Genomic DNA, 23,366 nt, shown 5'->3' with positions numbered 1-23,366 from the left:
TCCGTGCAACAACCCGAAGTGCCTGCGTAATCCCGCGGTCAACAGGTCTTACCCGATGCGCTCGGAGATCCACGTCTGCACGCGCTCGGCGACGCCGGGCTCCCGGTAGAGGGGCGCGCTGTGGTTGGTCCCCGGCTGGGTGAGCACCGTCACCGGCACGCCCACCTGACCGAGCATCTGCTTGAGCAACTGGCTCTGCACCGGCGGCACGAACTCGTCCTGCGAGTGGATGGCCAGCATCGGCGCGTCGTTGCGGCTGGCGTGCCAGGCCACCTCCATGCTGGCCCAGACCCGCGAGCACTTGCCCTTGGGGGCGCAGCCGCCGGCCAGCCGGATCGCGGCCGTGCGCAGCCTGATCTTGTCGGGGTCCGTGGTCTTCTCGCCGTCGGAGTAAGCCCGCAGCGGGGAGATGATCGGCGACAGGCCCACCACGCCCTTGAGACCGCTGACGCCGTCGCCGTAGGTGCCGGCGGCCGCCGCGATGTGGCCGCCGGCGGAGAAGCCGACCACCACGTAGTTGCTCGGGTCGAACGCCCACCGGTCGGCGTGCTTGCGCGCCGACGCGATCGCGGCCAGCGCGTCCGTGCGTTGTGCGGGCCAGGGCGCGTCGCCGGACAGGCGGTAGTTGAGGTTGAAGACCGTGTAGCCGAGCTCGGCGTAGCTACGGGTGATCTCCTTCATGTACCGCTTGTCGCCGCTCGACCACCAGCCGCCGTGGATCAGGAAGACGCCGGGCCGCTGCATGCCGTCGGGGGTCCACCAGACGTCCATCTGCTGGCGCCGGTGTGTGCCGTACGCGACGGTCTCCAGGCTCAGGCCGCCGATTCCGTCGGAGCTCACCGGGTTGCTCACCGTAGGGGCAGGTGTCGGCTCCTTCGTCGTCGCGGTCGCGGCGACGGGTGTGAGCACAACGGCAGCGAGCGCGAGAGCGCCCGCGTATACCGCAGTTCGCACGGCCTTCCTTTCCCCCATACAGATGGTCGGCCCCATTGTGGGGGAAGAGACCAGGTCTTTGCACCTCGTTGACTACGAATATACGAGAGCCCGCATGTTGCCAGAATAACGTCCTTGGCCGCCAGTACTGAGAAGATGAACAGGTGACAAATGTGGACGACGTCCTGATCGGTCTGGACCCTGAGCAGCGCGAAGTGGCCGCGGCCGTGCGCGGCCCCGTGTGCGTGCTCGCCGGCGCGGGCACGGGCAAGACCAGGGCGATCACCCACCGGATCGCGTACGCGGTGCGCAGCGGGGTCGTCGACGCACAGAGCGTGCTCGCTGTGACGTTCACCACCCGGGCGGCGGGGGAGCTGCGTCAGCGGCTGCGCGCGCTCGGGGCGCCCGGCGTGCAGGCCCGCACCTTCCACGCCGCCGCGCTGCGTCAGCTCACCTACTTCTGGCCACGGGTGATCGGCGGCGCGGCGCCCTCGGTCATCGAGTCGAAGCTGCCGGTGCTGTCGGAGGCCTGCCGCCTGATCCGGAAAAATGCGGATCGGTCCGAGCTGCGGGACATCGCCTCCGAGATCGAGTGGGCCAAGGTCACCCAGATCGGCCACGAGGACTACGTGGCCGCCGCGGCCAAGCACCACCGCACGCCTCCCTCGCCGCCGGAGGAGATCGCCCGGCTCTACGAGGCCTACGAGCAGATCAGGCGCGATCGCCACCTGGTCGACTTCGAGACCATCCTCGAGTTGACCGCGGCCGTGATGACCGAGCACCAGGAGGTGGCGGCGCAGGTCCGCCAGCAATACCGCTATTTCGTGGTCGACGAGTACCAAGACGTCAACCCGCTGCAGAAGCTCCTGCTCGACACCTGGCTCGGTGGCCGCGACGACATCTGCGTGGTCGGCGACCCCAACCAGACGATCTACTCCTTCACCGGCGCCAGCCCGCGCTACCTGACCGGGTTCGCGGTGGAGCATCCGCAGGCCGCCGTCATCAAGCTGGTCCGCGACTACCGCTCGACCCCGCAGGTGGTCGACCTGGCCAACCTGGTGATCGCCAAGAGCAGGTCGCCGCACCGCCTGGAGCTGGTCGCCCAGCGCCCGGACGGCCCCAGGCCGGCTTTCGCCGACTACGACGACGAGCCGGCCGAGGCCGCCGGAGTGGCCAGGGCCATCAGGAAGCTCCTCGACAAGGGCGTGCTCTCGCGCGAGATCGCGGTCCTGTTCCGCGTCAACTCCCAGTCGGCGGCGTACGAGGAGGCCCTGGCCAAGGCCGAGATCCCGTACGTCCTGCGCGGCGCCGAGCGCTTCTTCGAACGCCCCGAGGTACGCCAGGCGGTCGTCCTGCTGCGCGGCGCCGCCCGCTCGGCGACCGGCGAGCCGCTGGCCTCCGAGGTGCACCACATCCTCGCGGGCGTCGGCCTGACCCCGTCCCCGCCCGGCGGCGGCAAGGCCCGGGAGAAGTGGGAGTCACTGAAGGCCCTGGCCGACCTGTCCGAGGACATGGCCGCCGACGGCGCCGGCCTGCCGGCGTACGTGGCCGAGCTGGAACGCCGGGCCTCCGAGCAGCACGCCCCGCCCGTGGAGGGCGTCACCCTGGCCTCCCTGCACGCCGCCAAGGGCCTGGAATGGGACGCCGTGTTCCTCGTCGGCCTCACCGACGGCATGCTCCCGATCATCTACGCGGAGACCCCGGAGCAGATCGAGGAGGAACGCCGCCTTCTCTACGTGGGCATCACCCGGGCTCGCGAGCACCTGTCCCTCTCCTGGGCGCTCGCCCGCGCCCCGGGCGGGCGCAAGAGCCGCCGCCCGTCCCGCTTCCTCGACGGCCTCACCGGCCGCGTCTCCAACCCGCCGCGCGTGGCGGCGCCGACCCGCGAGCGCCGTACGATGGCCGCCCCGGTCAGCTGCCGCGTCTGCGCGAAGACGCTGGTGGCGGCGGCCGAGCAGAAGCTGGGCCGGTGCGCCACCTGCCCGGCGGACTACGACGAGGCGCTGCTGGAGCGGCTGAAGGCGTGGCGCACGGCCACCGCCAAGGAGGCAAAGGTCCCGCCGTACGTCGTCTTCACGGACGTGACGCTGCAGGCGATCGCGGAGCGGGCGCCGACGACGGAGCAGGAGCTGCTGTCGATCGCCGGCATCGGCCGCGTGAAGATCGACCGCTACGGCGCGGCCGTCCTGGCCCTCTGCCGCACCCCTTAACACGTAGCCGACTGCCGCACCCCGTAACAGCCGCGAAACCGCGACCCGGAATCATCGAACAAAGCCTGGCCCCACTTGGGGAGGAAACGGCCACACGTCAGACTTGTCCAAGGATCGGAAAGCACAAGGGGGACGGACACGTGAACGAGGCGCTGAAGGAACTGCTGGATCTGCTCGACCTGGAGCAGATCGAGCTGGACATCTTCCGGGGAAGGAGCCCGGAGGAGCGCATCCAACGTGTCTTCGGCGGTCAGGTGGCGGCGCAGGCCCTGGTCGCGGCCGGCCGTACGGTCACCAAGGACCGCAACGTGCACTCCCTCCACGCCTACTTCATCCGCCCGGGCGACCCGTCGATCCCGATCGTCTACAACGTGGAGCGGGTGCGCGACGGACGCTCGTTCAGTACCCGCAGGGTCGTCGCGGTGCAGCACGGCAAGGCGATCTTCACGATGTCGGCGTCGTTCCACATCGCCGAGGAGGGCGTGGCGCATCAGGCGTCCGTGATGCCCGCTGTTCCGGATCCCGAGACGCTGCCCACGTTCCAGGACCGGATGTACGAGCTCGTCGGCGACCACCCAGAATTCCGCGACTGGCTGTCGCGTCCCCGGCCGGTGGACGCCAGGTACGCCTCGCCGCTGACCTGGGAGGCGCACCAGAAGCCCGAGCTGCGCAGCGCCGAGACGAACGTGTGGTTCCGCTACCACGCCGAGCTGCCCGACGACCCGCTGCTGCACGTGGTGCTGGCCGCGTACGCCTCGGACTTCACACTGGTCGACACGGTACTGCTGGCACATGGCATGGCCTGGGGCGTGTCCAACATCATGGGCGCTTCGCTGGACCACGCCATGTGGTTCCACGGCCCCTTCAGGGCCGACGACTGGCTGCTCTACGCTCAGGCGTCCCCGTGGTCCGCGGGCGCGCGGGGACTAGCGCGCGGTGAGATGTTCACTGCGTCGGGTGATCTCGTGGTTTCTGTCGTCCAAGAGGCCATGATTCGCCCGCTGAAGTAGTTGTCTTATGTAACGAAATCGCTGGTAGAAAATATGTTGCCGGTTCCTGCGTTCCCGGTTTAGGGTCATGGTCATGCGAGTCGGACACTCCTGTTCCGACGATCTAGAGAGTGGAGGTGAGCCCCGGTGATCAGCATCAAGATGTCGGCCACGCAGTGGCTCGCTTCCGCATGCCGTGACTCGGTGAGGCTCGTCGATGGGCCGGCCAAGCTGCGGCAGGAGAAGTCTGCCTTCCGTAGCCAGGCCCCCGCCTTCTATGCGCGCGCTCACTTCGGTACCGCCGTGGCGCAAGGCGCTCCTGTCTACACCGCACGTATCGAACTGCCGGCCAACCAGCTCCACAAGGGTGGACTGCGCGGTCCGCAACCCTGGAGGGATACACCGGTCATAACCTGACCGGCAACAGCCTCCAGGCCGCGGATCCGCACACAGGATCCGCGGCCTTCTTGTTTGTCCGTGATCCCCGACCCACCTACGAGGTGCCCGACCCAGATCAAAAAGATCGATCAAAAGGAGAAGCAGATGGGGGCCAAGACGATCATGGACCTGATCGACGAAGCCAAGATCCCCTGTCGTACCGACCCCGACCTGTGGTTCGCCGAGTCGCCGGAGGACGTGGAGTTCGCGAAGGCGCTCTGCGGCGGCTGCCCGATCCAGAAGGCCTGCCTCGACCGCGCGCTCGAGCGCGAGGAGCCGTGGGGGGTCTGGGGTGGCGAACTGATCCTCCGGGGAACGGTCGTTCCCCGCAAGCGTCCGCGCGGGCGTCCCCGCAAGCACCCGGTCGCTGCCTGAACACCGCACCTACGAGCAAGAAAGCGAAAACCAATGAGAACTAACCCGTCGAGGAGCCTTACAGTGTCTGATCTCATCCATGACCTGGTAAATGACCGAATACAAACCCTCCATCGCGAGGCGGAGGAGCAGCGCCTCGCACTGCGCGTCAGCCGCGTGCAGCGGGCACGGCGCGAGGTCCAGAAGGCGAACGACCGCCTTCGCAAGGCCCTGAGCCAGCAGCTCTGATCGGGGAGGTCCTGCCGCCGGCGCAGGATCTCCCACGAGACCCCGTAAAGAGCCGGGCGCAACCAGCGCCCGGCTCTTCCCTTGCCCAGACCACCCGCCACCGACAGCTCGTCCACCGACAGCGATATCCGCACCACAACGGAAGGCCCGCCTTGCGCGCCGCTGCACGAGCCAGATCACCTCGCGCCCCCGCCATTGGCAGCCCCGGGTCCTAGGCCGTGGGCGTTACACCCCTCCTCACTGGGCGGGCGACGGCGACGGGATCCTCCTCCGCCGACCAGAGCCGCGCCGCCATCCAGGCGACCCCGACCCCCGCCAGCACCAGCCCGCCCAGATAGACCGGCAGCGGCATCACGTTCCGCAGCGACCCGGGGATCATCCCCGCGGCGTACAGCACCACCGCCGCAACAGGCATCGCCCTGCTCCGGATCGCCGCCGCACTGAACGTCAGCACCCCCAGCACCAGAGCGACCGACGTGACCAGGAACGCCCGACCCGTCCCCCCGGCCAGCAGCGCGCTCACCGTGCCCCCGCCGAGGTACGGGAAGACGAAGTGGAGGATGTACTCGATCGCGAACGCCCCGGCCAGCCCCGCCGAGTTGAGTACATATCCGACGAGCCCGAGCCCGCCGGCCGTACCGCGAATGAGCAGGTAGATGCCGGTGATCGCGAGTAAGCCCGTCAGTGCCGCGAACGGTGCGATGGCGTGCGTGAGTGCCGTCTCCGCCAGGAACCCGGCACGCCTGGCGGAATTGACCACGAGCAGCAGGGCGCAGGCGAACCCCGCCGCCGCAGTGACCCGATAGACCCGCATGTCGAAAAGCCCCTTCTCTCGGTGATAACGCTCGTTATGATGCTCGTTATCGCCCGATATGGTGAGAGGGTGCCGAGAGACGTAACCATCCCGAAAGAACTCGGCGCGCTGCGCCAGGACCTGCTCCACGCGGCCATGTACGTCCTTCGCGAACACGGAGCACTCCACCTGACACTCCGCCGAGTGGCGGACGCCGCCGGAACCTCCACGATGGGCATCTACACCTGTTTCGGCGGCCGCACCGGCCTGCTGGAAGCGATCTACCGGTACGGCTTCAGCATCCTCCATGAGGCGATGACCACCTCGCTGAACGGCCAGACGGACCCGCTGGCCCGGATCATGGCGGTGGCGCATGGCTACAGACAGTTCGCGCTGTCGGATCCCGCCCTCTACGCCCTGATGTTCGAGCGCCCGCTCCCCGACTTCGACCCCTCACCCGAGCAACGGCACGACGCCCTCGGCCTGACCTTCACCGTGCTCACCCAGGCCACCTCGGCAGCGGCCGAAGCGCACCTCATCAGGTCGATCGACCCCGTACGCGCGGCCTACCTGGTGTGGACCACGATCCACGGCATCGTCAGCATCGAGCTCACCTGCTCACTCCGCAGCCCGCTCCCCGGCTGGTTCCTGGATTCACGAGAGGAAGGCGAACGCGTGCTCACCGACGGCGTCAACGCCCTGCTCTCCGGCCTCGCCTGACCACTGCCTGCGACGACCGCCGGAGAGGTTCCTGTGGCATAGCGCGCTCAACGAAGGGACCGCTCAAGGACCGGTGGCGCAGTGAAGGGCAGCAAGCTCGGCAGGTACGCCCGGGCCGGCGCTACCCGATCGCCAACGGCTCGTCGTCGGGGTCGTCGGCGAAGCCGGGGACCCAGCGGAGCACCTCGTCGCGGAAGCGGGCCGTGGTGCCCAGCTGGCAGAGCACGCCGACGCCCGCCGCATGCACCCGGTGGATGAGCACGTACGACGTCGGCAGGTTGAGCTGCCGCACCACATTGCCAGGCCGGAGGTCCGTGACACTGGCCGCCTGGGCCTGGAGCCACTCCCGGCTGAACGAGAACTCCTCCACCGCCGTCGGCTCCACGTACGGCGCGAGGAAGGCGCGCAGCGCATCGGGATTGATCTCGAAGTCCGGGCGGATGAAGCCCTCCTGGCGCAGGCCCATCACGACCGTTTCCATGTCGCCGTGGTTGAAGATGCGCATCAGCTGCCCGAAGACCCTGGGGTAGCCGTCCGGCATGCGGTTGACCGCACCGAAGTCCAGTACGCCGAGCTTGCCGTTGGCCAGCATGCGGAAGTTGCCCGGATGGGGATCGGCGTGCAGTAACCCGACGCGCGCCGGCGAGCAGAACAGGAGCCGTACGAAAAGCAGGCCCGCCCGGTCGCGTTCGTCCTGAGTGCCCTCGGTGATGATGCGCGACAGCGGGGTGCCGTCCATCCACTCGCTGACCAGCACCATTTCGTTGGCCGCCACCACATCGGGGACGTGGAAGTCGGGATCGCCGTCGAACTCGAGGGCGAAGGCGTGCTGCGCCTCCGCCTCGCGAAGGTAGTCGAGCTCCTCCGCGACCCGCTCGCGCAGCTCCGACAGCACGGCCTTCATCTCGAGCCCCGGCAGCAGCACGCCGAAGAGCTTGCCCAGACGGGCCAGCTGGGCGAAGTCGCCGAGCAGGGCCTTGCCCGCCCCCGGGTACTGGATCTTGACGGCCACCTCCCGGCCGTCGTGCCACACGGCCTTGTGGACCTGGCCGATCGAGGCGGCGGCGGTCGGCTGGTCGTCGAACGAGAGGAAGTTGTCCCGCCAGTCGTCGCCCAGCTGCTCCGTGAGCACCTTGTGGACGGTGGACACGGGCAGCGGGGGAGCGGCGTCCTGGAGCTTGGTCAGCGTGGCGCGGTAGGGGCCGACGATCTCCTGCGGAAGCGCCGCCTCGAAGATCGACAGCGCCTGCCCGAGCTTCATCGCGCCGCCCTTGAGCTCACCGAGCACCTTGAAGACCTGCTCGGCGGTACGCTGCTGGACCTCCTGCGCCACGATCTCGGCGGACTTGCCGCCAAGGCGCTTGCCCAGCCCCAGGGCGGCGCGCCCGGCGAAGCCGAGAGGAAGGGTGGCCAGCTTGGCGGAGCGCGTGACAGCACGGCGCGGAAGATCGCTCACACTGATGCGCGGAACCTCGGCAGAGACCCCGCTTCCCCCCTTCGTGGTTGGCTCTGAGCACGTCAGTCGCGGTTAGGCGACATGACCATTCTTAGCGAATAAGGATTGTTTCGCATACAACGACATTGCGGGTGCACGCTCCACGATCGCCTTTTCCAGCGCCAATCAGGCGTAACGTCCATTGTGCCGTTGGTCACAGTGGGCTCCTTGCCGTCGAGATGAGCAAGCGCATGTCCGGTCGCCTCCGCTGCGACCAGTGTGGCGAGCGTCGTGTCGCAGGCGATCTCGCCCGGCGGATAGCCGCCCAGCCGGGCGGTGACGATAGGCCACGCCGGGTCGTTGTCGCGGCGGGTCAGGTCGAGGCAGTGCAGGCACGCCGTCTCGCCCGGCACGACCAGCGGCCCGACCGCCCCATGGCCCTCGAAGGCGGACACCAGCAGATGCGGGATGCCCAGGCTGGTCAGCTCGTTGACCAGCACACCGTTCAGCGGGCCGACGGGTGCGAGGACGACGAGATCGGGACGATCCGACCTGTCCCCCAAGTGCGTCCCCCCGGCCAGCACCTCGACCGCCGGCCTGACCGGCTCCCGCCCATCGATGCGCCGGCCCCTCCTCCTGGCGTGCGGCCGCACGTCAGCATCCGCCCGCCTGCCGGTGGTCTGAGCTGCGGGATATCCCTGGTCGGTGGCCTGCCGCTCTCCGGAGCGTTTCCGGTCGGCAGCCGGGCGTCCCCCAAGGCCGCTCCGCCCGCCGGCCGGCTGCGTTTCTGGCTGTTCACGATCGGTTGCCGGCCGAACGCCGGCGTCCATGGTCACGGAGCCTGCGCGACCACCCGACACGAGCCTGCGGGCGACGGCCACCGCGCCCTCCTCGCGCGTCAGCTCCAGCTCCGACCACGTCAGCCCACCGGGCGTGATGTCGCCCGCCCGCACGGAACCCGAGTCGATCACCCGGATGTGCCCCACCCCGGCGGCCGCGAGCAGAGCGACGATCTGGGCCCCGACCCGTCCCGCCCCATAGACCCGCACCCGGGCCGCACGCCGCCGCCCAAGGAGCCCGATCCCGCCCTCCGGCGCGGTCGAGGACAGATCGAGGGCGTCGAGGTCGGGTCTCAGCCGATCCCGCTCGGCCAGCGTGAGGTCGCGAAGCGGCGCCGGGCTGGTGGCGGCGTCGTGGATGGCGCCCTGCGCGGCGAGCTGGTCGAGCAGGGACCGCGCGCGGAACTCGTCGAGCCCCGCCGCGTTCGCCTCGGCCAGGACACGCTCCAGATCCCGGGTGCCGTCGAGGCCCTCGATCCACTGCCGGACCGATCGGGCCAGGCCGGACAACATGACGGCGCGCAGGGGATGCACCCCGTATTGGAGGGTCTGCTCGTCGCGGATGATGCGCCTGAGGGCGGGCTTCACACGTGGCCTCATGGCGGGAAAGGTTTCCACGCCGAAGCAAGATCCCGAGCCGGTTCCGTACGGCCTGTGGATAACCACCCTCCCGGAAGCCCCTGTGGACAGACTCCCAAGGAGACCCGTGGACAGAGAGCCGGTGATCAGCGGCGACCGCCCGAGTACGCTGCCCGCATGAACGAGCTCTTGGTTGATCGCGAAGACGACGGGGTCGTGCTCATCACCCTCAACCACCCCGGCAGACGCAACGCCATGACCGACACCATGACGGCCGGCTGGCGCGAGATCATGTCCGGCCTGGCCACCGACCGTGACGCCCGGTGCGTCGTCGTCACCGGAGCGGGCACGGCGTTCTCGTCGGGCGGCGACCTGTCGTGGATCGGCGAGCGCGGCACGGACGCCGTGCCGCAACTGCGCGACCGCATGCTCGCCTTCTACCGCACCTGGCTCATGATCACTGAGCTCGAGATCCCCACGATCGCCGCCGTCAACGGCCCGGCCGTGGGGGCGGGCCTGTGCGTGGCGCTGGCCTGCGACCTCGTGTACGCCGCCGACGACGCCAGGCTCCTGGCCCCGTTCACGTCGCTGGGCCTGCATCCGGGCATGGCGGCCACGTACCTCCTCCCCAGGAGGGCGGGCACTGGCCTGGCGAGGGAGATGCTCCTGACCGGCCGCACCCTGTCGGGGACGGAGGCTGCGGATAAAGGCCTGGTAAATCAATCCTTCCCGAACGATGACCTACTCTCGCAAGTACGAGCCATCGCCCGGAAGATCGCACAAAACGCCCCGATTGCCACAAGGCTCACCAAAGTGGCCCTTAATCAAGATCATCAAGACCTGGAGGCCGCGCTGAGGTGGGAGTCCTTGGCCCAACCCGTGACCATGGCCTCGTCCGACCTGCTGGAGGGTCTGGCCGCGCATCGGGAAAGGCGCATGCCCAAATTCACCGGCTCTTAATCATCTGACCAGCAGAAACAACGTCCACCCTCTGTGGAATTTCGCCAGTCTCGGCTAACGTGCATATGTGCCCCCCGAGACAGTCGAGGTTCGTCGCAGTTCTCGTCGCCGGCGTACGGTCTCCGCCTACCGCGACGGCGACAAGACGATCGTGCTCCTGCCCGCCTGGCTGAGCGGCGAAGACGCGGATGAATGGGTGAGCCGGATGCTGGATCGGCTGGCCGCGAAGGAAAGCCGGCGAAGGCCCACCGACGAAGCCCTGCTCGAGCGGGCCAAGGAGCTGTCGGCCAAATATCTCGGCGGCAAGCCCCAGCCCGTGAGCGTGCGATGGGTCGACAACCAGCAGCACCGCTGGGGCTCGTGCACTCCGGAGAACAGCACGATAAGGATCTCCACCCGGCTCAAGGGCCTGCCCGAGTGGGTCATCAACTACGTGATCATCCACGAGCTCGTGCACCTGATCGTGCCCAGCCACGGCGCCAAGTTCTGGGCGCTGGTAGAACAGTATCCCAAGTCGGAGCGGGCACGCGGGTTCCTGGAGGGCTTCTCCGCCGCGGCCCACACGGCACCGGAGGAGTGTTGACGCGCATCGCCGCGGTTCTCGTACGCCGGCACATGGCGCAGGCCGCGCCGTCGGGCGTCGACCCGAGAGAGTTCCTCGAGGCGGTGGCCGAGGACACCTACGAGATGGTCGCGGGGCTCGACCTCGTCACCCCGGTCCTGATCACCAGCGTGCCCGGCCTGGACGAGATCGTCTGGCCCGGCACCGAGGTGATCACCATCCAGGACGACGAACCACTGAAAGCCGTGCTCGGGCGGCTCAAAGCCGATCAGGCCGCCGTGATCAGCGGCGACGCCCCCGACATGCCGCCCCTGCTCGTCGGCAAGCTGTTCAGAGAGCTGGGCAGGGCCGAGATCGCCATCTGCCCGGCCGAGAACGGCGGCGCCGTGGCCATGGCCTGCGCGCTCCCCGCGCCCGCCTGGGCCGACCCCGACCTGGACGACGAGAACGTGGTGACCACGCTACGCGCCCAGGCCCCCGGCTCAAGAAGGGTCGCCACCACCCCGGGCTGGCACCGCCTGCGCACGCGCGACGACGTCGGCCGCCTGGACCCCGGCCTCGAGGGCTGGGACAACACCAGGGCACTGATCAGGGCACGGTGAGCTCGGCCAGCACGGCGCGATGGTCGGTCCCCGGCACGTCGCGCACGCTGACCTCCCGCACGCCCACCCGCTGGTCCACCAGCACGTGGTCGATCGTGATGATCGGCGGCACCCGTTTGTTCGCCGGCCATGTCGGGATCAGTCCGGCCCCCACTTGGCCGGCCGCGTCCTTGTAGCCCCGGGACAGCAGCTTGCGGAGGGCGGCGTGGTCGAGGGAGGCGTTGAAGTCGCCCGCCAGGATCCGCACCCGGCCGGGGGAGGCGGACGGCAAGGCCGCCAGCGCCGCGTTCCAGTCGGCGACGTTCGGGCCAAGCGGCGGGAAGGGATGCACGTCGACGATCTCGATCGGGCTCCCGCCCGGCAGCGAGACCACCGCGGCGGGCATCTTGTGCCCGACGGACGGAACCAGGTTCGGAAGCTCCCGCATCTCGTGCTTGGAGTAGAGCCCACTCCCGCCGGCGCTCCACTCGTCCTCCAGCACGCGATGGGGCATCAGCTCTTTGAGCCCGGCCGCGTCGAGGTCGGACACCGCTCCTGGCGTCAGCTCCTGAGTGCTCAGCACGTCGGGGTCGAACTCGCGGACGAGCGTCATGATCGTCTCAATGTCGGCCCGGCCGAACAGCATGTTGATCGTCATGACCTTGAGCTGCCTGCCCGATGTGGCCTCGGCCGTGCCCAGCGCCCTGGGCAGCACGCTGAAGCCCAGCGCGGTCGTGGTGAGCAGCGCGACGGCCGTCGCGGCGCGCTTGCGTCCGAGCGCGGCGACCAGAAGCGGAACCAGCGAGCCGGCCGCCGCGTACGGCGTCGCGGTCATGAGCTGTGTGGGCAGCGATCCCCGCTCCAGCCCGGCCACCCTGGCGACGGCCCACGCCGCGAACGGGGTCACGGCCAGCCACGTCAACGCCGAGCCGGTGAACCTCCGGCGGCTGCGAACGGGCGTCACGATCGTGCCGCCGACGGGCGACTCAGCCGCAGCATCCACCTATCCCCCTTCCGGAACGACGCAAGGGACTCTAGCCAACCGCGCGTGAGCCGGAGCCAAGCGCGGCCCGTCCACGTGCGGCCAGTCGCCGCGTCGCGTCGTCGGACAGCTCGGGGATCTCGTCGACGGGGAACCAGCGCAGGTCCAGCGACTCCTCGCTGATCACCGCCTCGGCGCCGGGAGCGGCCACGGCCGCGTACTCGATGTCGAGGTGCCAGCTGATCGGCGGATGGCACCACACGACGTGTTTGTCGAGCGCCAGCGGCCCGGGCAGCAGCTCGAGTCCGGAGATGCCCGACTCCTCCCAGGCCTCTCGCAGCGCGGCGTCGGCGAGCGAGGCGTCGGAGACCTCGCAGTGCCCGCCCATCGGCAGCCACATCCCGGCCTTCGGATGCAGCGTGAGCAGCACCTGCGAGCCGTCGTGCGACAGCACCGCCGTCGTCGCCGTCAGGTGCCCCGGCACGCACTCGCGCAGCATTGCGTCGTCGTGCGTGCGCAGGTGATCGAGGAACTCCGTGCGCAGTGCCTCTTCCCCGGGCGTGGGCGCGCTCCAGGCGGACAGCACCGCCACCGCGTCGCGGTGCAGGCTCAACTCTTGTCGCCCTCGTCGTCGTCCGGCTTGCGCTCCAGCTCGGAGATGTCCCAGGCGGCCTCGCCGCGGACGAACACGTCGGGGTCGTCGAGATCGTCGGCCGTCGGCATGAGGTCGGGATGACCCCACAGCGCGTCCCGGCCGTCGACACCGCGCTCGGTCTCCAGCGCCCGCCACAGCGCCGCCGCCTCGCGCAGCCGCCGGGGCCGCAGCTCCAGCCCCACCAGTGTGCCGAACGTCAGCTCGGCGGGACCGCCCGTGGCCCGGCGCCGGCGTACGGTCTCGGCCAGGGAGACGGCGGAGGGCAGCTTGCCCTCGGCGGTCCGGTCGACCACCGTGGCGACCCAGCCCTCGACCAGAGCGAGCATCGTCTCCAGCCGCGCCAGCGCGGCCTTCTGCCGCTCGGTCTCCTCGGGCTTGAGCAGGTTTCCCCCGCTCAGCGCCTCCTGGATCGCCTCGGGGTTGTTGATGTCGAGGCCCCGGATCTGCTCTTCGAGCGCCGAGGTGTCGACCGTGATGCCCTTGGCGTATTCCTCGACCGCGCCGAGCAGGTGCGAGCGCAGCCACGGCACGTGCTGGAACAGCCGGTGGTGCGCGGCCTCGCGCAGCGCCAGGTAGATCCTGATCTCCTCAGCCGGCATCTCCAGGCCCTCGCTGAAGGAGGCGATGCCACCGGGCAGCAGCGCGGCCGTGTCGGACAGCGGCAGGCCGATGTCGGTCGTGCCGACCACCTCGCGGGCGAGCGAGCCGATCGCCTGCCCGATCTGCTGGCCGACCATCATGCCGCCCATCTGCTTGAGCATGCCCATGAGGGGGCCGGCCATCTGCTGGGCCTCGGGCGGCAGGCCCGAGCCGCCGAGAGCGCCGCCCATGGTCTCGACCATGCGCTCGGCGATCGGCTCGCAAAGTTTGCGCCAGATCGGGACGGTGTTCTCGATCCATTCGGACCGGCTCCAGGCCTGCGGGCTCGCCACGCCGCTCGGCAGCGCGGTCGCCTCGTTCAGCCACAGGTCGGCCAGGCTCAGCGCCTCTACGATCTGACGGCGCTCGCCTTCCATGACGCTCGGGTCACCCTCGGCGACCACGGCGTGCCGGGCGATGTTCTTCGCCATGTCCCAGTTGACAGGGCCTGAGCCCTGGGGTGCCGACAGCATGTCGGCGAACTGGCGCATCGCCTGAGCCATCTGCTCAGGGTTGCCGAACATGGCGAACGGGTTCTCGTTAGGGTCGTTTTCGCGACCTGGCAGGTCAGTCACCGCTCTACCTCGTGCAGGATGGAGGAGTCCACATCCGCCACGTTAGTCGTCCTACGGCGGATCAGTGCAAAGTGAGGACCTGGTGCCTACCTCGAAACGCCCGCGCCAACCCGTCGTCGCCGTCACGGGCGCGGCCTCCGGCATAGGCCGCGAGCTGCTCGCAAGGCTCGTATCCTCCGCGGATTTCCGCAGGGTGGTGGCCATTGACGAGCAGCGCGGCGACGTCCAGGAAGCCACGTGGAGAGTGATCGACGTACGAGATCCGCTCTTGGCGAACCGCATCGCGGACATCGACGTGCTGGTCCATCTGGCCGGTGACTATGCCCTCCACTCCGATCCCGGGGAGCGGCGGGCGTACAACCTGCGGGCCGCGCAGACGGTGCTGACGGCCTGCGCCGCGGCGCGCGTGCGGCGGGTGGTGCTGGTCACGAGCGCCATGGTCTACGGCGCCGCGCCCGACAACGAGGTGCCCCTGCCCGAGGACGCCCCGGTCGCGGCCGAGCCCGACACCGGCGTGGTCGGCGACTACCTGGAGATCGAGTCCCTCGTACGCCGGTCGCTGCGCAGCCACCCCGGCCTCGAGCTGACCGTGCTGCGCCCGGCCGCGGTCGTCGGCCCGGGCGTCGACACGGTGATCACCCGCCACTTCGAGTCGCCCAGGCTCCTGACCGTCAAGGGCTGCCGCCCGCACTGGCAGTTCTGCCACGTCGACGACCTGGTCTCGGCGCTGGAGCTGGCCGCGCGCGGCGTCATCACCGGCGTGGTGGCGGTCGGCTCCGACGGATGGCTGGAGCAGGAGCAGGTCGAGGAGCTGTCCGGCATCCGCGGGTTCGAGCTGCCCGCGGGGCTGACGTTCGGCACGGCGCAGCGGCTCCACCGGCTCGGCATCACCCCGGCGCCAGCGACCGACCTGCACTACGTCGTCTACCCGTGGGTCGTGGACTGCGCGGGGCTGCGCGAGGCGGGGTGGAAGCCCTCGTGGACCAACGAGGCCGCGTTCGAGCAGCTCCTGGAGCTGCGCGAGAACAGGACGACCGTGGTCGGCAGGCGGCTGCCCGTCAAGGAGGCCACGCTCACCGCGGCCGGCGCCACCGTCGCCGTCATCGGCACCGCCGCCATCGTCCGGCAGGTGCGAAAGAAGCGCCGTCAGTAAGGCTGAACCGGAATCATTAAGTAGTCTCTTTGCGTGGACGTCATCCGGTTGCTCGGCATTCGAGACACCCCGCTCTCCGTGGATGAGGTGCTGGCCGCCGTTGGCGACCACGCCGCGGGCGGCACCACGATCTTCGTGGGCACCGTGCGAGAGCAGGACCACGGCAAGCCCGTGACCAGGCTCTCCTACTCCGCGCACCCCTCGGCGGAGGCCGAGCTGCGCGCGGTGGCGGAGAAGATCGCGGCCGACTTCCCCGTGACGGCCATGGCGGCCGTGCACCGGGTGGGCGACCTGGAGCTGGGTGACACCGCCGTCATCGTCGCGGTGGCCGCCCCGCACAGGGACGAGGCGTTCCAGGCCTCGCGCAGGCTGATCGACGACCTCAAGGCGCAGGTCCCGATCTGGAAACACCAGGTGTTCGCCGACGGCGAGACCGAGTGGGTCGGCGCCTGCGAATAAGCTCATGACCATGTCACGACGCGCCATTACCCTGCTGCTGGCGGCATTCCTCGTGCTCGCGCTCGGGGTCGCTGGCGCGTTCCGGCCGGTCCCGTACGTCGTGCTCAGCCCCGGGCCGACGGAGAACACCATCGGCGAGGTCGGCAAGAAGCCCGTGATCTCGATCGAGGGGCGGCAGACCTATCCCACCAGCGGCGCGCTGAGCCTGGTGACGGTGGCCTACCAGGGCGGTCCGGCCGCCCAGATCGATCTGCTGACGGCGTTGCGCGGCTGGATCGACCCGACCGTGGCGGTGGTCCCGCAGGAGACCATCTTCGCTCCGGACCGCGACCCCAAAGAGGTCGAGCAGGAGAACACGGTCGAGATGACCAACTCCCAGGATTCCGCCACCGCCGCCGCGCTCAACGAGCTCAAGATCCCTTACAGCATGGTCGTCGCGGTCGTGTCCGCCGAGAAGGGCAAGCCGGCAGACGGCAAGCTGCAGAAGGGCGACGAGATCAACTCCGTCGACGGCAAGGCGGCGAAGGACGTCGAGGTCGTGAGCAACGCCGTCAAGGCGCACAAGCCGGGCGAGAGCGTGGTCTTCAACGTCACCAGGGGCAAGGAGAAGCTCGACGTCACCCTGCAGACGGTGGCAGGGCCCACGGGGCAGCCCCAGGTGGGCGTGACCATGCAGGCGCAATACAAGTTCCCGTTCGACGTCGACATCAACGTGGGCGACGTCGGCGGGCCCAGCGCCGGGCTGATGTTCTCGCTCGGCATACTCGACAAGCTCACACCGGGCGAGCTCACCGGCGGCAAGAAGATCGCCGGCACCGGCACCGTCCAGCCGACGGGCAAGGTCGGCGCGATCGGCGGCATCCAGCAGAAGATGGTCGGCGCGAGGGATTCCGGCGCGACCGTCTTCCTCACCCCCGCCGACAACTGCGCCGAGGCCATGAAGGCGGTGCCCGACGGCCTTCGGCTGGTCAGAGCCGACACGTTGCACGACGCGGTGACGGCGCTCGACGCGTTGCGCACGAGTAAGGGAAACGTGCCCGCGTGCGACGCCGGGTGAAACTTCTGGCGATCGCCGTGCGTTAGTCGTACGAGTGACCTAGTCGCTGTGCGTTAGCCGTGGGAGCGGCCTGGCGGTGTAGGTTGCCAGACACGGACCGTTTCTTCATCACGACGAGGGGTTGGCCTTGAGCTTCCGGACCCCAGGAGCCGGCAGGGCAATGCGCTTGCCCCGCCGACCGCGACTGCTTCTGCCTGTGGCGATCGCTCTTGTGGCGATCGTGGCGTTGTTTTTCCTTTTTTCTGGCATTTATACCGACTACCTGTGGTTTGACGCGGTCGACTACAGCTCGGTGTTCACCGGTGTGGTGCTGACTCAGATCGTGCTGTTCCTGATCGGAGCGGTGCTGATGGTCGCCATCGCCGGCGGCAACATGTTGCTGGCCTTCCGGACGCGGCCGATGTTCGGGCCCGCGATGTTCGGCGGGGGCAGCGGCGCCGACCGCTACCGCATGGCGCTCGACCCCCACCGCAAGCTGATCTTCATCGTTGGCATGGGGCTGCTCGCGCTCTTCTCCGGCTCCTCGTTCTCGGGGCAGTGGCAGACGTGGCTGCAGTTCGTCAACGGCGCACAGTTCGGCAAGCCGGACCAGCTGTTCGGCATGGACATCTCGTTCTTCATGTTCGACTACCCGTTCATCCGGATGGTGCTGAACTTCCTGTTCACCGCGGTGATCATCTCGATCATCCTGGCGGCGATCACGCACTACCTGTACGGCGGGTTCCGCCTGCAGTCGCCGGGGGTGCACGCCTCCAGAGCGGCGCGGGTGCACCTGTCGGCGCTGCTGGGCGTCTTCGTGCTGCTCAAGTCCGTCGCCTACTGGGTCGACCGCTACGGCCTAGTCTTCTCCGACCGCGGCTTCGTGCACGGCGCCTCCTACACCGACGTCAACGCGGTCCTGCCCGCCAAGACCATCCTGGCGATCATCGCGCTGATCTGCGCCGCCCTGTTCTTCGCCGGCGTGGTGCGGCCGGGCGGCATGCTGCCCGGCGTCTCCTTCGGCCTGCTCGTGCTCTCGGCCGTCCTGATCGGCGGCGTCTACCCGGCGCTGGTCGAGCAGTTCCAGGTCAAGCCCAACCAGCAGGGCAAGGAAGCCACCTACATCCAGCGCAACATCGAGGCGACCCGGGAGGCGTTCAACGTCGACCAGGCCGAGGTCGAAAACTACAACGCCCAGGCCGACCCGACCAAGGTCCAGGCCGGCGGCGACACCTCGGTCTCCGGCGTGCGCCTGCTCGACCCGGCGCTGGTGTCGTCGACGTACGAGCAGACCCAGCGCATCCGCGGCTTCTACAACTTCGCCGAGCCGCTCGACGTCGACCGCTACCCCGACAGCACCGGCAAGCTGATCGACCACATCGTCGGCGTCCGCGAGCTGACCGGCCCGCCGGAGCAGCAGAACAACTGGATCAACCGGGCCCTGGTCTACACCCACGGCTACGGCTTCGTCGCCGCGCCGGGCAACAAGGTCGACTCCAGTGGCCTGCCCGACTACGACGCCAAGGACATGCCGGTCGTCGGCCCGCTGGTGAACAGCGCGAAGCTCAAGGAATCGCGGATCTACTACGGCGAGGACCCGGCCTCCACCCGATACGTCATCGCCGGCGGCAACCCGAAGAACCCGCAAGAGCTCGACTACCCGCAGACGGGCGGCACAGGACAGGCGAACACCACCTACACCGGTGGCGGCGTCCCCGTCGGGTCGTTCTTCAACAGGCTCCTCTACGCCGCCAAGTACGGCGAGGCGAACATCGTCCTCTCGGGCGACATCAACGACAACTCCAAGATCCTGTACGAGCGCAACCCGCGTGACCGGGTCCAGAAGGTGGCCCCGTTCCTCACGCTCGACGGCAACCCCTACCCGGCGATCATCGACGGACGCATCACCTGGATCGTGGACGGCTACACGACGTCGAATGACTACCCGTACTCGCAGAGCGAGAGCCTCGGCGACATGACGCGCGACACGTCGAGCGACCGCCGTGTGATCGCCCAGCAGCCGACCGACAAGATCAACTACATCCGCAACTCGGTCAAGGCCACCGTCGACGCCTACGACGGCACAGTCAAGCTCTACGGCTGGGACACCAACGACCCGGTGCTGAAGACCTGGAGCGCGGCCTTCCCGGGCATCATCCGCCCGGCCTCGGAGATGAGCGCCGACCTGCGCGGCCACGTGCGCTACCCCGAGGACCTGTTCAAGGTGCAGCGCTACACCCTGTCGCGCTACCACATCACCAACCCGGCCGCCTTCTACAGCGGCCAGGACTTCTGGAACGTCCCCAACGACCCCACCCAGGGCGCCCAGAACATCAAGCAGCCGCCCTACTACCTGACCACGACGATGCCGGGCAGCACGCCGACGTTCTCGCTGACGACGACGTTCGTGCCGCGTCAGGGTCCCAACCTGGCGGCGTTCATGTCGGTCGACTCGTCCTCCGCGTCGGGGGACTACGGCCGGATACGCATCCTCCGGATGCCGTCGAGCACGCCCATCCCGGGCCCAGGACAGGCGCAGAACGCCTTCCAGAGCCGTTTCGCCGGTGAGCTCAACCTGCTCGGCGTCGGTGCCTCCTCGGTCCGCTACGGCAACCTCCTGACGCTTCCGTACGCGGGCGGCCTGGTCTACATCGAGCCGGTGTACATCCAGGTGGCCGCGGGCGGCGGGCAGGAGCCCTACCCGATCCTGCAGCGGGTCCTGGTGTCGTACGGCAGCACGATCGGCGTGGGGCGCACGCTGGACGAGGCCCTGCAGAAGGTCTTCGGCACCGAGCAGCAACAGCAACAGAACCAGCAGCAAGAGCAGACCACGCCCAACCAGGCCAACACGGCGCTCAACGCGGCGATCGCCAACGCCAAGAAGGCGTACGAGGACGCGCAGAAGGCGCTGCAGGCCAGCCCGCCGGACTGGGACGCCTATGGCGAGGCCCAGAAGCGGCTGGAGGACGCGCTGAAGACGCTCGAGAGCGCCAACGTCCAGCAGCCCGCGCCCACGGCCTCACCCACGGCGTCGCCGACGGCCACCACCTCACCGCCCGCGTCGCCGGCTCCATCGCCCACCGAATCCCCAGCGGGAGGCACGTCCTAGCCACTCAGTTTGCGCACACCCCTCGTTGCCTCTAGTCTTAAGACACAACGCGACGCGGGGTGGAGCAGTTCGGTAGCTCGCTGGGCTCATAACCCAGAGGTCGCAGGTTCAAATCCTGCCCCCGCTACCAATGCGGAGGCCCGGGATCCGGAAACGGAAACCGGGCCTCTGTTCGTTGTGGCGGGAGGCTGGTTTTGCTTGACGGTCATAAGCACTCTCCCGGGGCTGTATAGTTATGAATGACACACCGACGCGGGGTGGAGCAGTTCGGTAGCTCGCTGGGCTCATAACCCAGAGGTCGTAGGTTCAAATCCTGCCCCCGCTACCAAAAACGAAGTCCCTGGCCACCGGCCAGGGACTTCGTCGTTTCCGGCGGGTTTGGTGCCCATGATGGTCAGCGCCCGCACCACGGCACCACGGCGGCAGGAGAAGGCGCGCGGCCGGCGCGTGCCCCGCGCGCGCGACCCCGTCCGGGTTCGCGATCATGGACCGCGCGACGGCCGGCCTTGCCGCGCGATCAAGAGAATGATTACATCGTTACATGACTGATGAGGCAGTGCCGACTCTGTACGAGTGGGCGGGTGGCACCGAGGCGTTCGAGCGGCTGACCGAGACGTTCTACCGCAGCGTGGTCAAGGACGATCTGATCGGGCCGCTGTTCGCGCACATGGATCCGGACCATCCCAAGCATGTGGCCATGTGGCTCAGCGAGGTGTTGGGCGGCCCGGACAGGTACACCACGGAACGCGGCGGCTATTCCAACATGCTCCGCCACCACCTGGGCAAGGCGATCACCGAGCCGCAGCGCCGCAGATGGGTGAGCCTGCTCATGGACGCGGCCGACGAGGTGGGGCTGCCCGACGACCCCGAGTTCAGGGCCGCGTTCGCCGGCTACATCGAATGGGGCACCCGGCTTGCCAAGCACAACTCGCAGCCTGGGTCGACGCCTCCGCCGCAGGCGCCGGTGCCGCACTGGGGCTGGGGGGTCGCTCCGCCGTACCGGCCATAACCTGGGGGAATGGGAGGCAGGGCCCGCGGGCGGCTGCGTGTCTACCTGGGCGCGGCGCCCGGCGTGGGCAAGACGTTCGCCATGCTGAGCGAGGCGCGCCGCGCCCGCGAACACGACAAGGACGTGGTCGTGGGCTTCGTCGAGACCCACGGCCGTGCCCGCACCGCCAAACGCCGGCAGGACGTCGACGAGATCCTCGACGCCGGGATCGACGTCGTCTCCACCGTCAACATCCAGCACCTCGAATCGCTGAACGGCGTGGTCGAGCAGATCACCGGCGTGCCGCAGCGGGAGACCGTACCCGATGAGGTGGTGCGGCGGGCCGACATGTCGCCGGAGGCGCTGCGCCGCCGCTTGGCCCACGGCAACGTCGACCAGCCGGAACGGGTCGACGCCGCGCTCACGGCCCGGACCAAGGGCGCGGACCTGCTGGCCGTGCACGTCCCGCACGCTGCTCGGGTTCGCCCGTGGCGTGAACGCCACCCAGCTCGTCCTCTGCACGTCGAGGAGGGGACGGCTCCCGCAGGTCCTCGCACGTGGCGTGGGGGTGACGGCGACGGCGCTGTCCGGATCGACCGACGTGCACATGGTCACGCACGACGCGACCAGGAAGGGCCGTGACGGGGCGCGATCGAGGGCGGCGCTGACTCGCACCCGGCGGGCGTGCGGCTGGGGGCTGGTGTTGCTCGGGACGCCGCTGCCAGGTGGATGCGCTCGACGCGGGGGCCGACGACTACGTGACGAAGCCCTGATCAGCCAGCGCCGGCTCCTGACAGAGGGCCTGGGGCGCCAGCCGTGACCCTCACGCCCTGCCGGTGATCATCACGACGGCTTTGCGCACGGCCCAGCCGAGCAGCAGGAGCCCGAAGACGACCTGCGCGATTCGCATCCAAGGCGCAGAGTCGTCCGCATAAATCACCACGCCGACCCACATCAGGCCGAATATCCCGACCATGATGATTGCCACCCAATTCAGCAGCTGCTGCCACATATGCGAAGTCTGACAGCCTGGCGTCCAAGAGCGGGTATGTCCGGAGTCGTCCGCCGGTCACCGGGGAGCAAGGAGCCCGCCCGAGCTGTCCGCAGCCGCCTACCTGGGCAGGCGCCGGTGCGTGCCGACGCAACGGCGCAGGCGCATGCCGCGAGGACGCTGCGGCACGCCGTTCTCCAGGCCGGCGAGGAGCGCGGCCGCCGTGCGGGCGTCGGCCAGGATGCGCTGCACGGCCTCGCCGTCCGCGGGCAACTGCCCGCGCTCGGCCAGCTCGTGCCGGAGGAACGCCAAGGGGTCGGGCGCGTCGACGGCCTCGGCCGCCACCGTCGCCCGCGCCGCCGTGAGCAGGCGCAGGTAGTGGGTACGGAGCACCGCCTCGCGCATACGGGCGTACTCGAGGTCGTCGATCAGAGTCCTGGCGACTCTCAGCAGGTCTCCGGCATGGGTCGCCTCATCGGCGAGGAAGGCGCGGATGTCGTCGAACTCCGAGCGGGTCATAGCGGGCACCTCCGAGAGCGCAGTCGGCTCGTGACTACTTCGTACCTGGTGGCGATTGCGGATGACTTGCGGTCGGCTTGCCTCAGGGGTGTCGAGGATGGGGAGCGTGGCGGAGGTTTGAGGGTCAGGTGGGGAGGGAAGGACCACATGATTACCTGAGTGGCGCGAAGTGGGTGCGGCGGACTGCTAGAGTTGCTTCACGCAGGGCGGCCGAGGGGTTCGCAGAACCCCGGAGATGCCCAGCAAAATCCCACTTCCTTCAGGTCCATCCAGGACGGTTCGCATCTGTCCGGATCGGCTGGTAAGTTAGAGGGGTTGTCCCGGAAGCGGGGCGTGGCTTAATTCCCGCAGGTCGAGCAAGTCCGGTCAATTTGACAGGAACTTGAACGGCTGAAAGAATTAAGACACAACAGAGCGAAAACAAAACGAAATGAACGCCTCCGTGCGAGGGTCTCGGAAGAGATTCTAGTGGGGATGTACGCGTCCGTTTCTTGAGAACTCAACAGTGTGTTAAAAGCCAGTGCATGATGCACAACCCCGTCATTGATTTGACGGATTCCTTTGGTTGACATCCATCGGTTGGTGGGTGTTGGCCAGGTGATTGATTTTCCAAGCATT

At 68.7% G+C, this 23,366-nt stretch carries 23 protein-coding genes, 2 tRNA genes and 1 pseudogene; 17 read left to right on the top strand and 9 right to left on the bottom strand.

The window, feature by feature from the left end; genetic code table 11:
- Positions 1-48: 48 nt before the first annotated feature.
- Positions 49-954 carry an alpha/beta hydrolase gene (locus EJK15_RS34570; protein WP_240777397.1) on the bottom strand — a complete coding sequence of 302 codons (906 nt, stop codon included), beginning with the start codon at positions 952-954 and terminating at the stop codon, positions 49-51.
- 152 nt (positions 955-1,106) lie between these two features.
- Here EJK15_RS34570 and EJK15_RS34565 point away from each other — a divergent pair, with 152 nt between their 5' ends.
- The 5 genes from EJK15_RS34565 to EJK15_RS71085 all read left to right on the top strand — a co-directional run bounded on the left by EJK15_RS34565 (position 1,107) and on the right by EJK15_RS71085 (position 5,173).
- Positions 1,107-3,143, top strand: coding sequence for an ATP-dependent DNA helicase UvrD2 (locus EJK15_RS34565; protein WP_138714681.1), 2,037 nt, complete (start codon positions 1,107-1,109; stop codon positions 3,141-3,143).
- 140 nt (positions 3,144-3,283) lie between these two features.
- Entirely contained in the window at positions 3,284-4,153 is an 870-nt protein-coding gene (gene tesB / locus EJK15_RS34560) for an acyl-CoA thioesterase II (protein ID WP_138714680.1), read from the top strand.
- A 126-nt stretch (positions 4,154-4,279) separates the two neighbouring features.
- A complete protein-coding gene (locus tag EJK15_RS34555; RefSeq protein ID WP_138714679.1) occupies positions 4,280-4,549 on the top strand; it encodes a hypothetical protein in 270 nt (89 codons plus the stop codon).
- Between the two features lie 126 nt (positions 4,550-4,675).
- On the top strand, positions 4,676-4,945 hold the full coding sequence (locus EJK15_RS34550; RefSeq protein ID WP_043630546.1) for a WhiB family transcriptional regulator: 270 nt from the start codon (positions 4,676-4,678) through the stop codon (positions 4,943-4,945).
- Positions 4,946-5,008: 63 nt separating this feature from the next.
- The gene (locus tag EJK15_RS71085) at positions 5,009-5,173 is read left to right on the top strand and encodes a hypothetical protein (RefSeq protein ID WP_171074697.1); all 165 of its coding nucleotides are present in this window, start codon (positions 5,009-5,011) and stop codon (positions 5,171-5,173) included.
- Positions 5,174-5,384: 211 nt separating this feature from the next.
- Here the strand turns inward: EJK15_RS71085 and EJK15_RS34545 are convergent, their stop codons facing one another.
- On the bottom strand, positions 5,385-5,987 hold the full coding sequence (locus tag EJK15_RS34545) for a hypothetical protein (protein ID WP_138714678.1): 603 nt from the start codon (positions 5,985-5,987) through the stop codon (positions 5,385-5,387).
- 69 nt (positions 5,988-6,056) lie between these two features.
- Between EJK15_RS34545 and EJK15_RS34540 the strand changes: the two genes are divergently transcribed.
- Positions 6,057-6,686: a TetR/AcrR family transcriptional regulator gene (locus EJK15_RS34540; RefSeq protein ID WP_171074696.1), complete on the top strand. Its 630-nt coding sequence runs from the start codon at positions 6,057-6,059 to the stop codon at positions 6,684-6,686.
- Between the two features lie 121 nt (positions 6,687-6,807).
- Here EJK15_RS34540 and EJK15_RS34535 read toward each other — a convergent pair whose 3' ends face one another.
- Both EJK15_RS34535 and EJK15_RS71080 read right to left on the bottom strand, forming a co-directional pair.
- The gene (locus tag EJK15_RS34535; RefSeq protein ID WP_138714676.1) at positions 6,808-8,142 is read right to left on the bottom strand and encodes an ABC1 kinase family protein; all 1,335 of its coding nucleotides are present in this window, start codon (positions 8,140-8,142) and stop codon (positions 6,808-6,810) included.
- Positions 8,143-8,204: 62 nt separating this feature from the next.
- On the bottom strand, positions 8,205-9,560 hold the full coding sequence (locus tag EJK15_RS71080) for a ThiF family adenylyltransferase (RefSeq protein ID WP_171074695.1): 1,356 nt from the start codon (positions 9,558-9,560) through the stop codon (positions 8,205-8,207).
- A gap of 156 nt (positions 9,561-9,716) precedes the next feature.
- Between EJK15_RS71080 and EJK15_RS34525 the strand changes: the two genes are divergently transcribed.
- From EJK15_RS34525 to EJK15_RS34515, 3 genes are all read left to right on the top strand, one after another.
- On the top strand, positions 9,717-10,499 hold the full coding sequence (locus EJK15_RS34525) for an enoyl-CoA hydratase/isomerase family protein (protein WP_138714675.1): 783 nt from the start codon (positions 9,717-9,719) through the stop codon (positions 10,497-10,499).
- A 67-nt stretch (positions 10,500-10,566) separates the two neighbouring features.
- Positions 10,567-11,082, top strand: coding sequence for a M48 metallopeptidase family protein (locus EJK15_RS34520; RefSeq protein ID WP_171074694.1), 516 nt, complete (start codon positions 10,567-10,569; stop codon positions 11,080-11,082).
- Positions 11,079-11,663 (top strand): hypothetical protein, encoded by a 585-nt coding sequence (locus tag EJK15_RS34515; RefSeq protein WP_138714674.1) that lies wholly within the window; start codon positions 11,079-11,081, stop codon positions 11,661-11,663. Before EJK15_RS34520 ends, EJK15_RS34515 begins: the two co-directional genes overlap by 4 nt.
- Here EJK15_RS34515 and EJK15_RS34510 read toward each other — a convergent pair.
- From EJK15_RS34510 to EJK15_RS34500, 3 genes are read right to left on the bottom strand one after another with little or no spacing between them, the layout of a single operon-like run.
- Positions 11,650-12,645, bottom strand: coding sequence for an endonuclease/exonuclease/phosphatase family protein (locus EJK15_RS34510; protein ID WP_138714673.1), 996 nt, complete (start codon positions 12,643-12,645; stop codon positions 11,650-11,652). The genes EJK15_RS34515 and EJK15_RS34510 overlap by 14 nt on opposite strands.
- A 31-nt stretch (positions 12,646-12,676) precedes the next feature.
- Positions 12,677-13,237 carry an NUDIX hydrolase gene (locus EJK15_RS34505; RefSeq protein WP_138714672.1) on the bottom strand — a complete coding sequence of 187 codons (561 nt, stop codon included), beginning with the start codon at positions 13,235-13,237 and terminating at the stop codon, positions 12,677-12,679.
- Positions 13,234-14,493, bottom strand: coding sequence for a zinc-dependent metalloprotease (locus EJK15_RS34500; protein WP_240777396.1), 1,260 nt, complete (start codon positions 14,491-14,493; stop codon positions 13,234-13,236). The genes EJK15_RS34505 and EJK15_RS34500 overlap by 4 nt, the downstream gene beginning before the upstream one ends.
- A gap of 79 nt (positions 14,494-14,572) precedes the next feature.
- Here EJK15_RS34500 and EJK15_RS34495 point away from each other — a divergent pair, with 79 nt between their 5' ends.
- The 8 genes and pseudogenes from EJK15_RS34495 to EJK15_RS34460 form a co-directional block, all read left to right on the top strand.
- Positions 14,573-15,646, top strand: coding sequence for an NAD-dependent epimerase/dehydratase family protein (locus tag EJK15_RS34495; RefSeq protein WP_138714701.1), 1,074 nt, complete (start codon positions 14,573-14,575; stop codon positions 15,644-15,646).
- 33 nt (positions 15,647-15,679) lie between these two features.
- The gene (locus tag EJK15_RS34490) at positions 15,680-16,105 is read left to right on the top strand and encodes a molybdenum cofactor biosynthesis protein MoaE (RefSeq protein WP_138714671.1); all 426 of its coding nucleotides are present in this window, start codon (positions 15,680-15,682) and stop codon (positions 16,103-16,105) included.
- A 10-nt stretch (positions 16,106-16,115) separates the two neighbouring features.
- Complete coding sequence (locus EJK15_RS34485; RefSeq protein WP_138714670.1) at positions 16,116-17,162, top strand: YlbL family protein; 1,047 nt, start codon at positions 16,116-16,118, stop codon at positions 17,160-17,162.
- A 196-nt stretch (positions 17,163-17,358) separates the two neighbouring features.
- Positions 17,359-20,250 carry a UPF0182 family membrane protein gene (locus EJK15_RS34480; protein WP_476739199.1) on the top strand — a complete coding sequence of 964 codons (2,892 nt, stop codon included), beginning with the start codon at positions 17,359-17,361 and terminating at the stop codon, positions 20,248-20,250.
- Positions 20,251-20,303: 53 nt separating this feature from the next.
- Positions 20,304-20,380 (top strand) — tRNA-Met (locus EJK15_RS34475).
- Positions 20,381-20,501: 121 nt separating this feature from the next.
- Positions 20,502-20,578 (top strand) — tRNA-Met (locus tag EJK15_RS34470).
- Between the two features lie 213 nt (positions 20,579-20,791).
- The gene (locus EJK15_RS34465; RefSeq protein ID WP_138714668.1) at positions 20,792-21,259 is read left to right on the top strand and encodes a group II truncated hemoglobin; all 468 of its coding nucleotides are present in this window, start codon (positions 20,792-20,794) and stop codon (positions 21,257-21,259) included.
- A 9-nt stretch (positions 21,260-21,268) separates the two neighbouring features.
- Positions 21,269-21,956, top strand: a pseudogene (locus tag EJK15_RS34460) (histidine kinase); the annotation flags it as partial.
- Between the two features lie 105 nt (positions 21,957-22,061).
- On the opposite strand, the gene EJK15_RS34455 reads toward EJK15_RS34460, so the two are convergent.
- Positions 22,062-22,250, bottom strand: coding sequence for a hypothetical protein (locus EJK15_RS34455; protein ID WP_138714667.1), 189 nt, complete (start codon positions 22,248-22,250; stop codon positions 22,062-22,064).
- A gap of 99 nt (positions 22,251-22,349) precedes the next feature.
- Positions 22,350-22,748 (bottom strand): hypothetical protein, encoded by a 399-nt coding sequence (locus EJK15_RS34450; protein ID WP_138714666.1) that lies wholly within the window; start codon positions 22,746-22,748, stop codon positions 22,350-22,352.
- Between the last annotated feature and the right edge of the window lie 618 nt (positions 22,749-23,366).

This window comes from Nonomuraea basaltis (assembly GCF_005893125.1).
Lineage (GTDB): Bacteria > Actinomycetota > Actinomycetes > Streptosporangiales > Streptosporangiaceae > Nonomuraea > Nonomuraea basaltis.
This window is presented reverse-complemented; position numbering and strand designations above follow the sequence as displayed.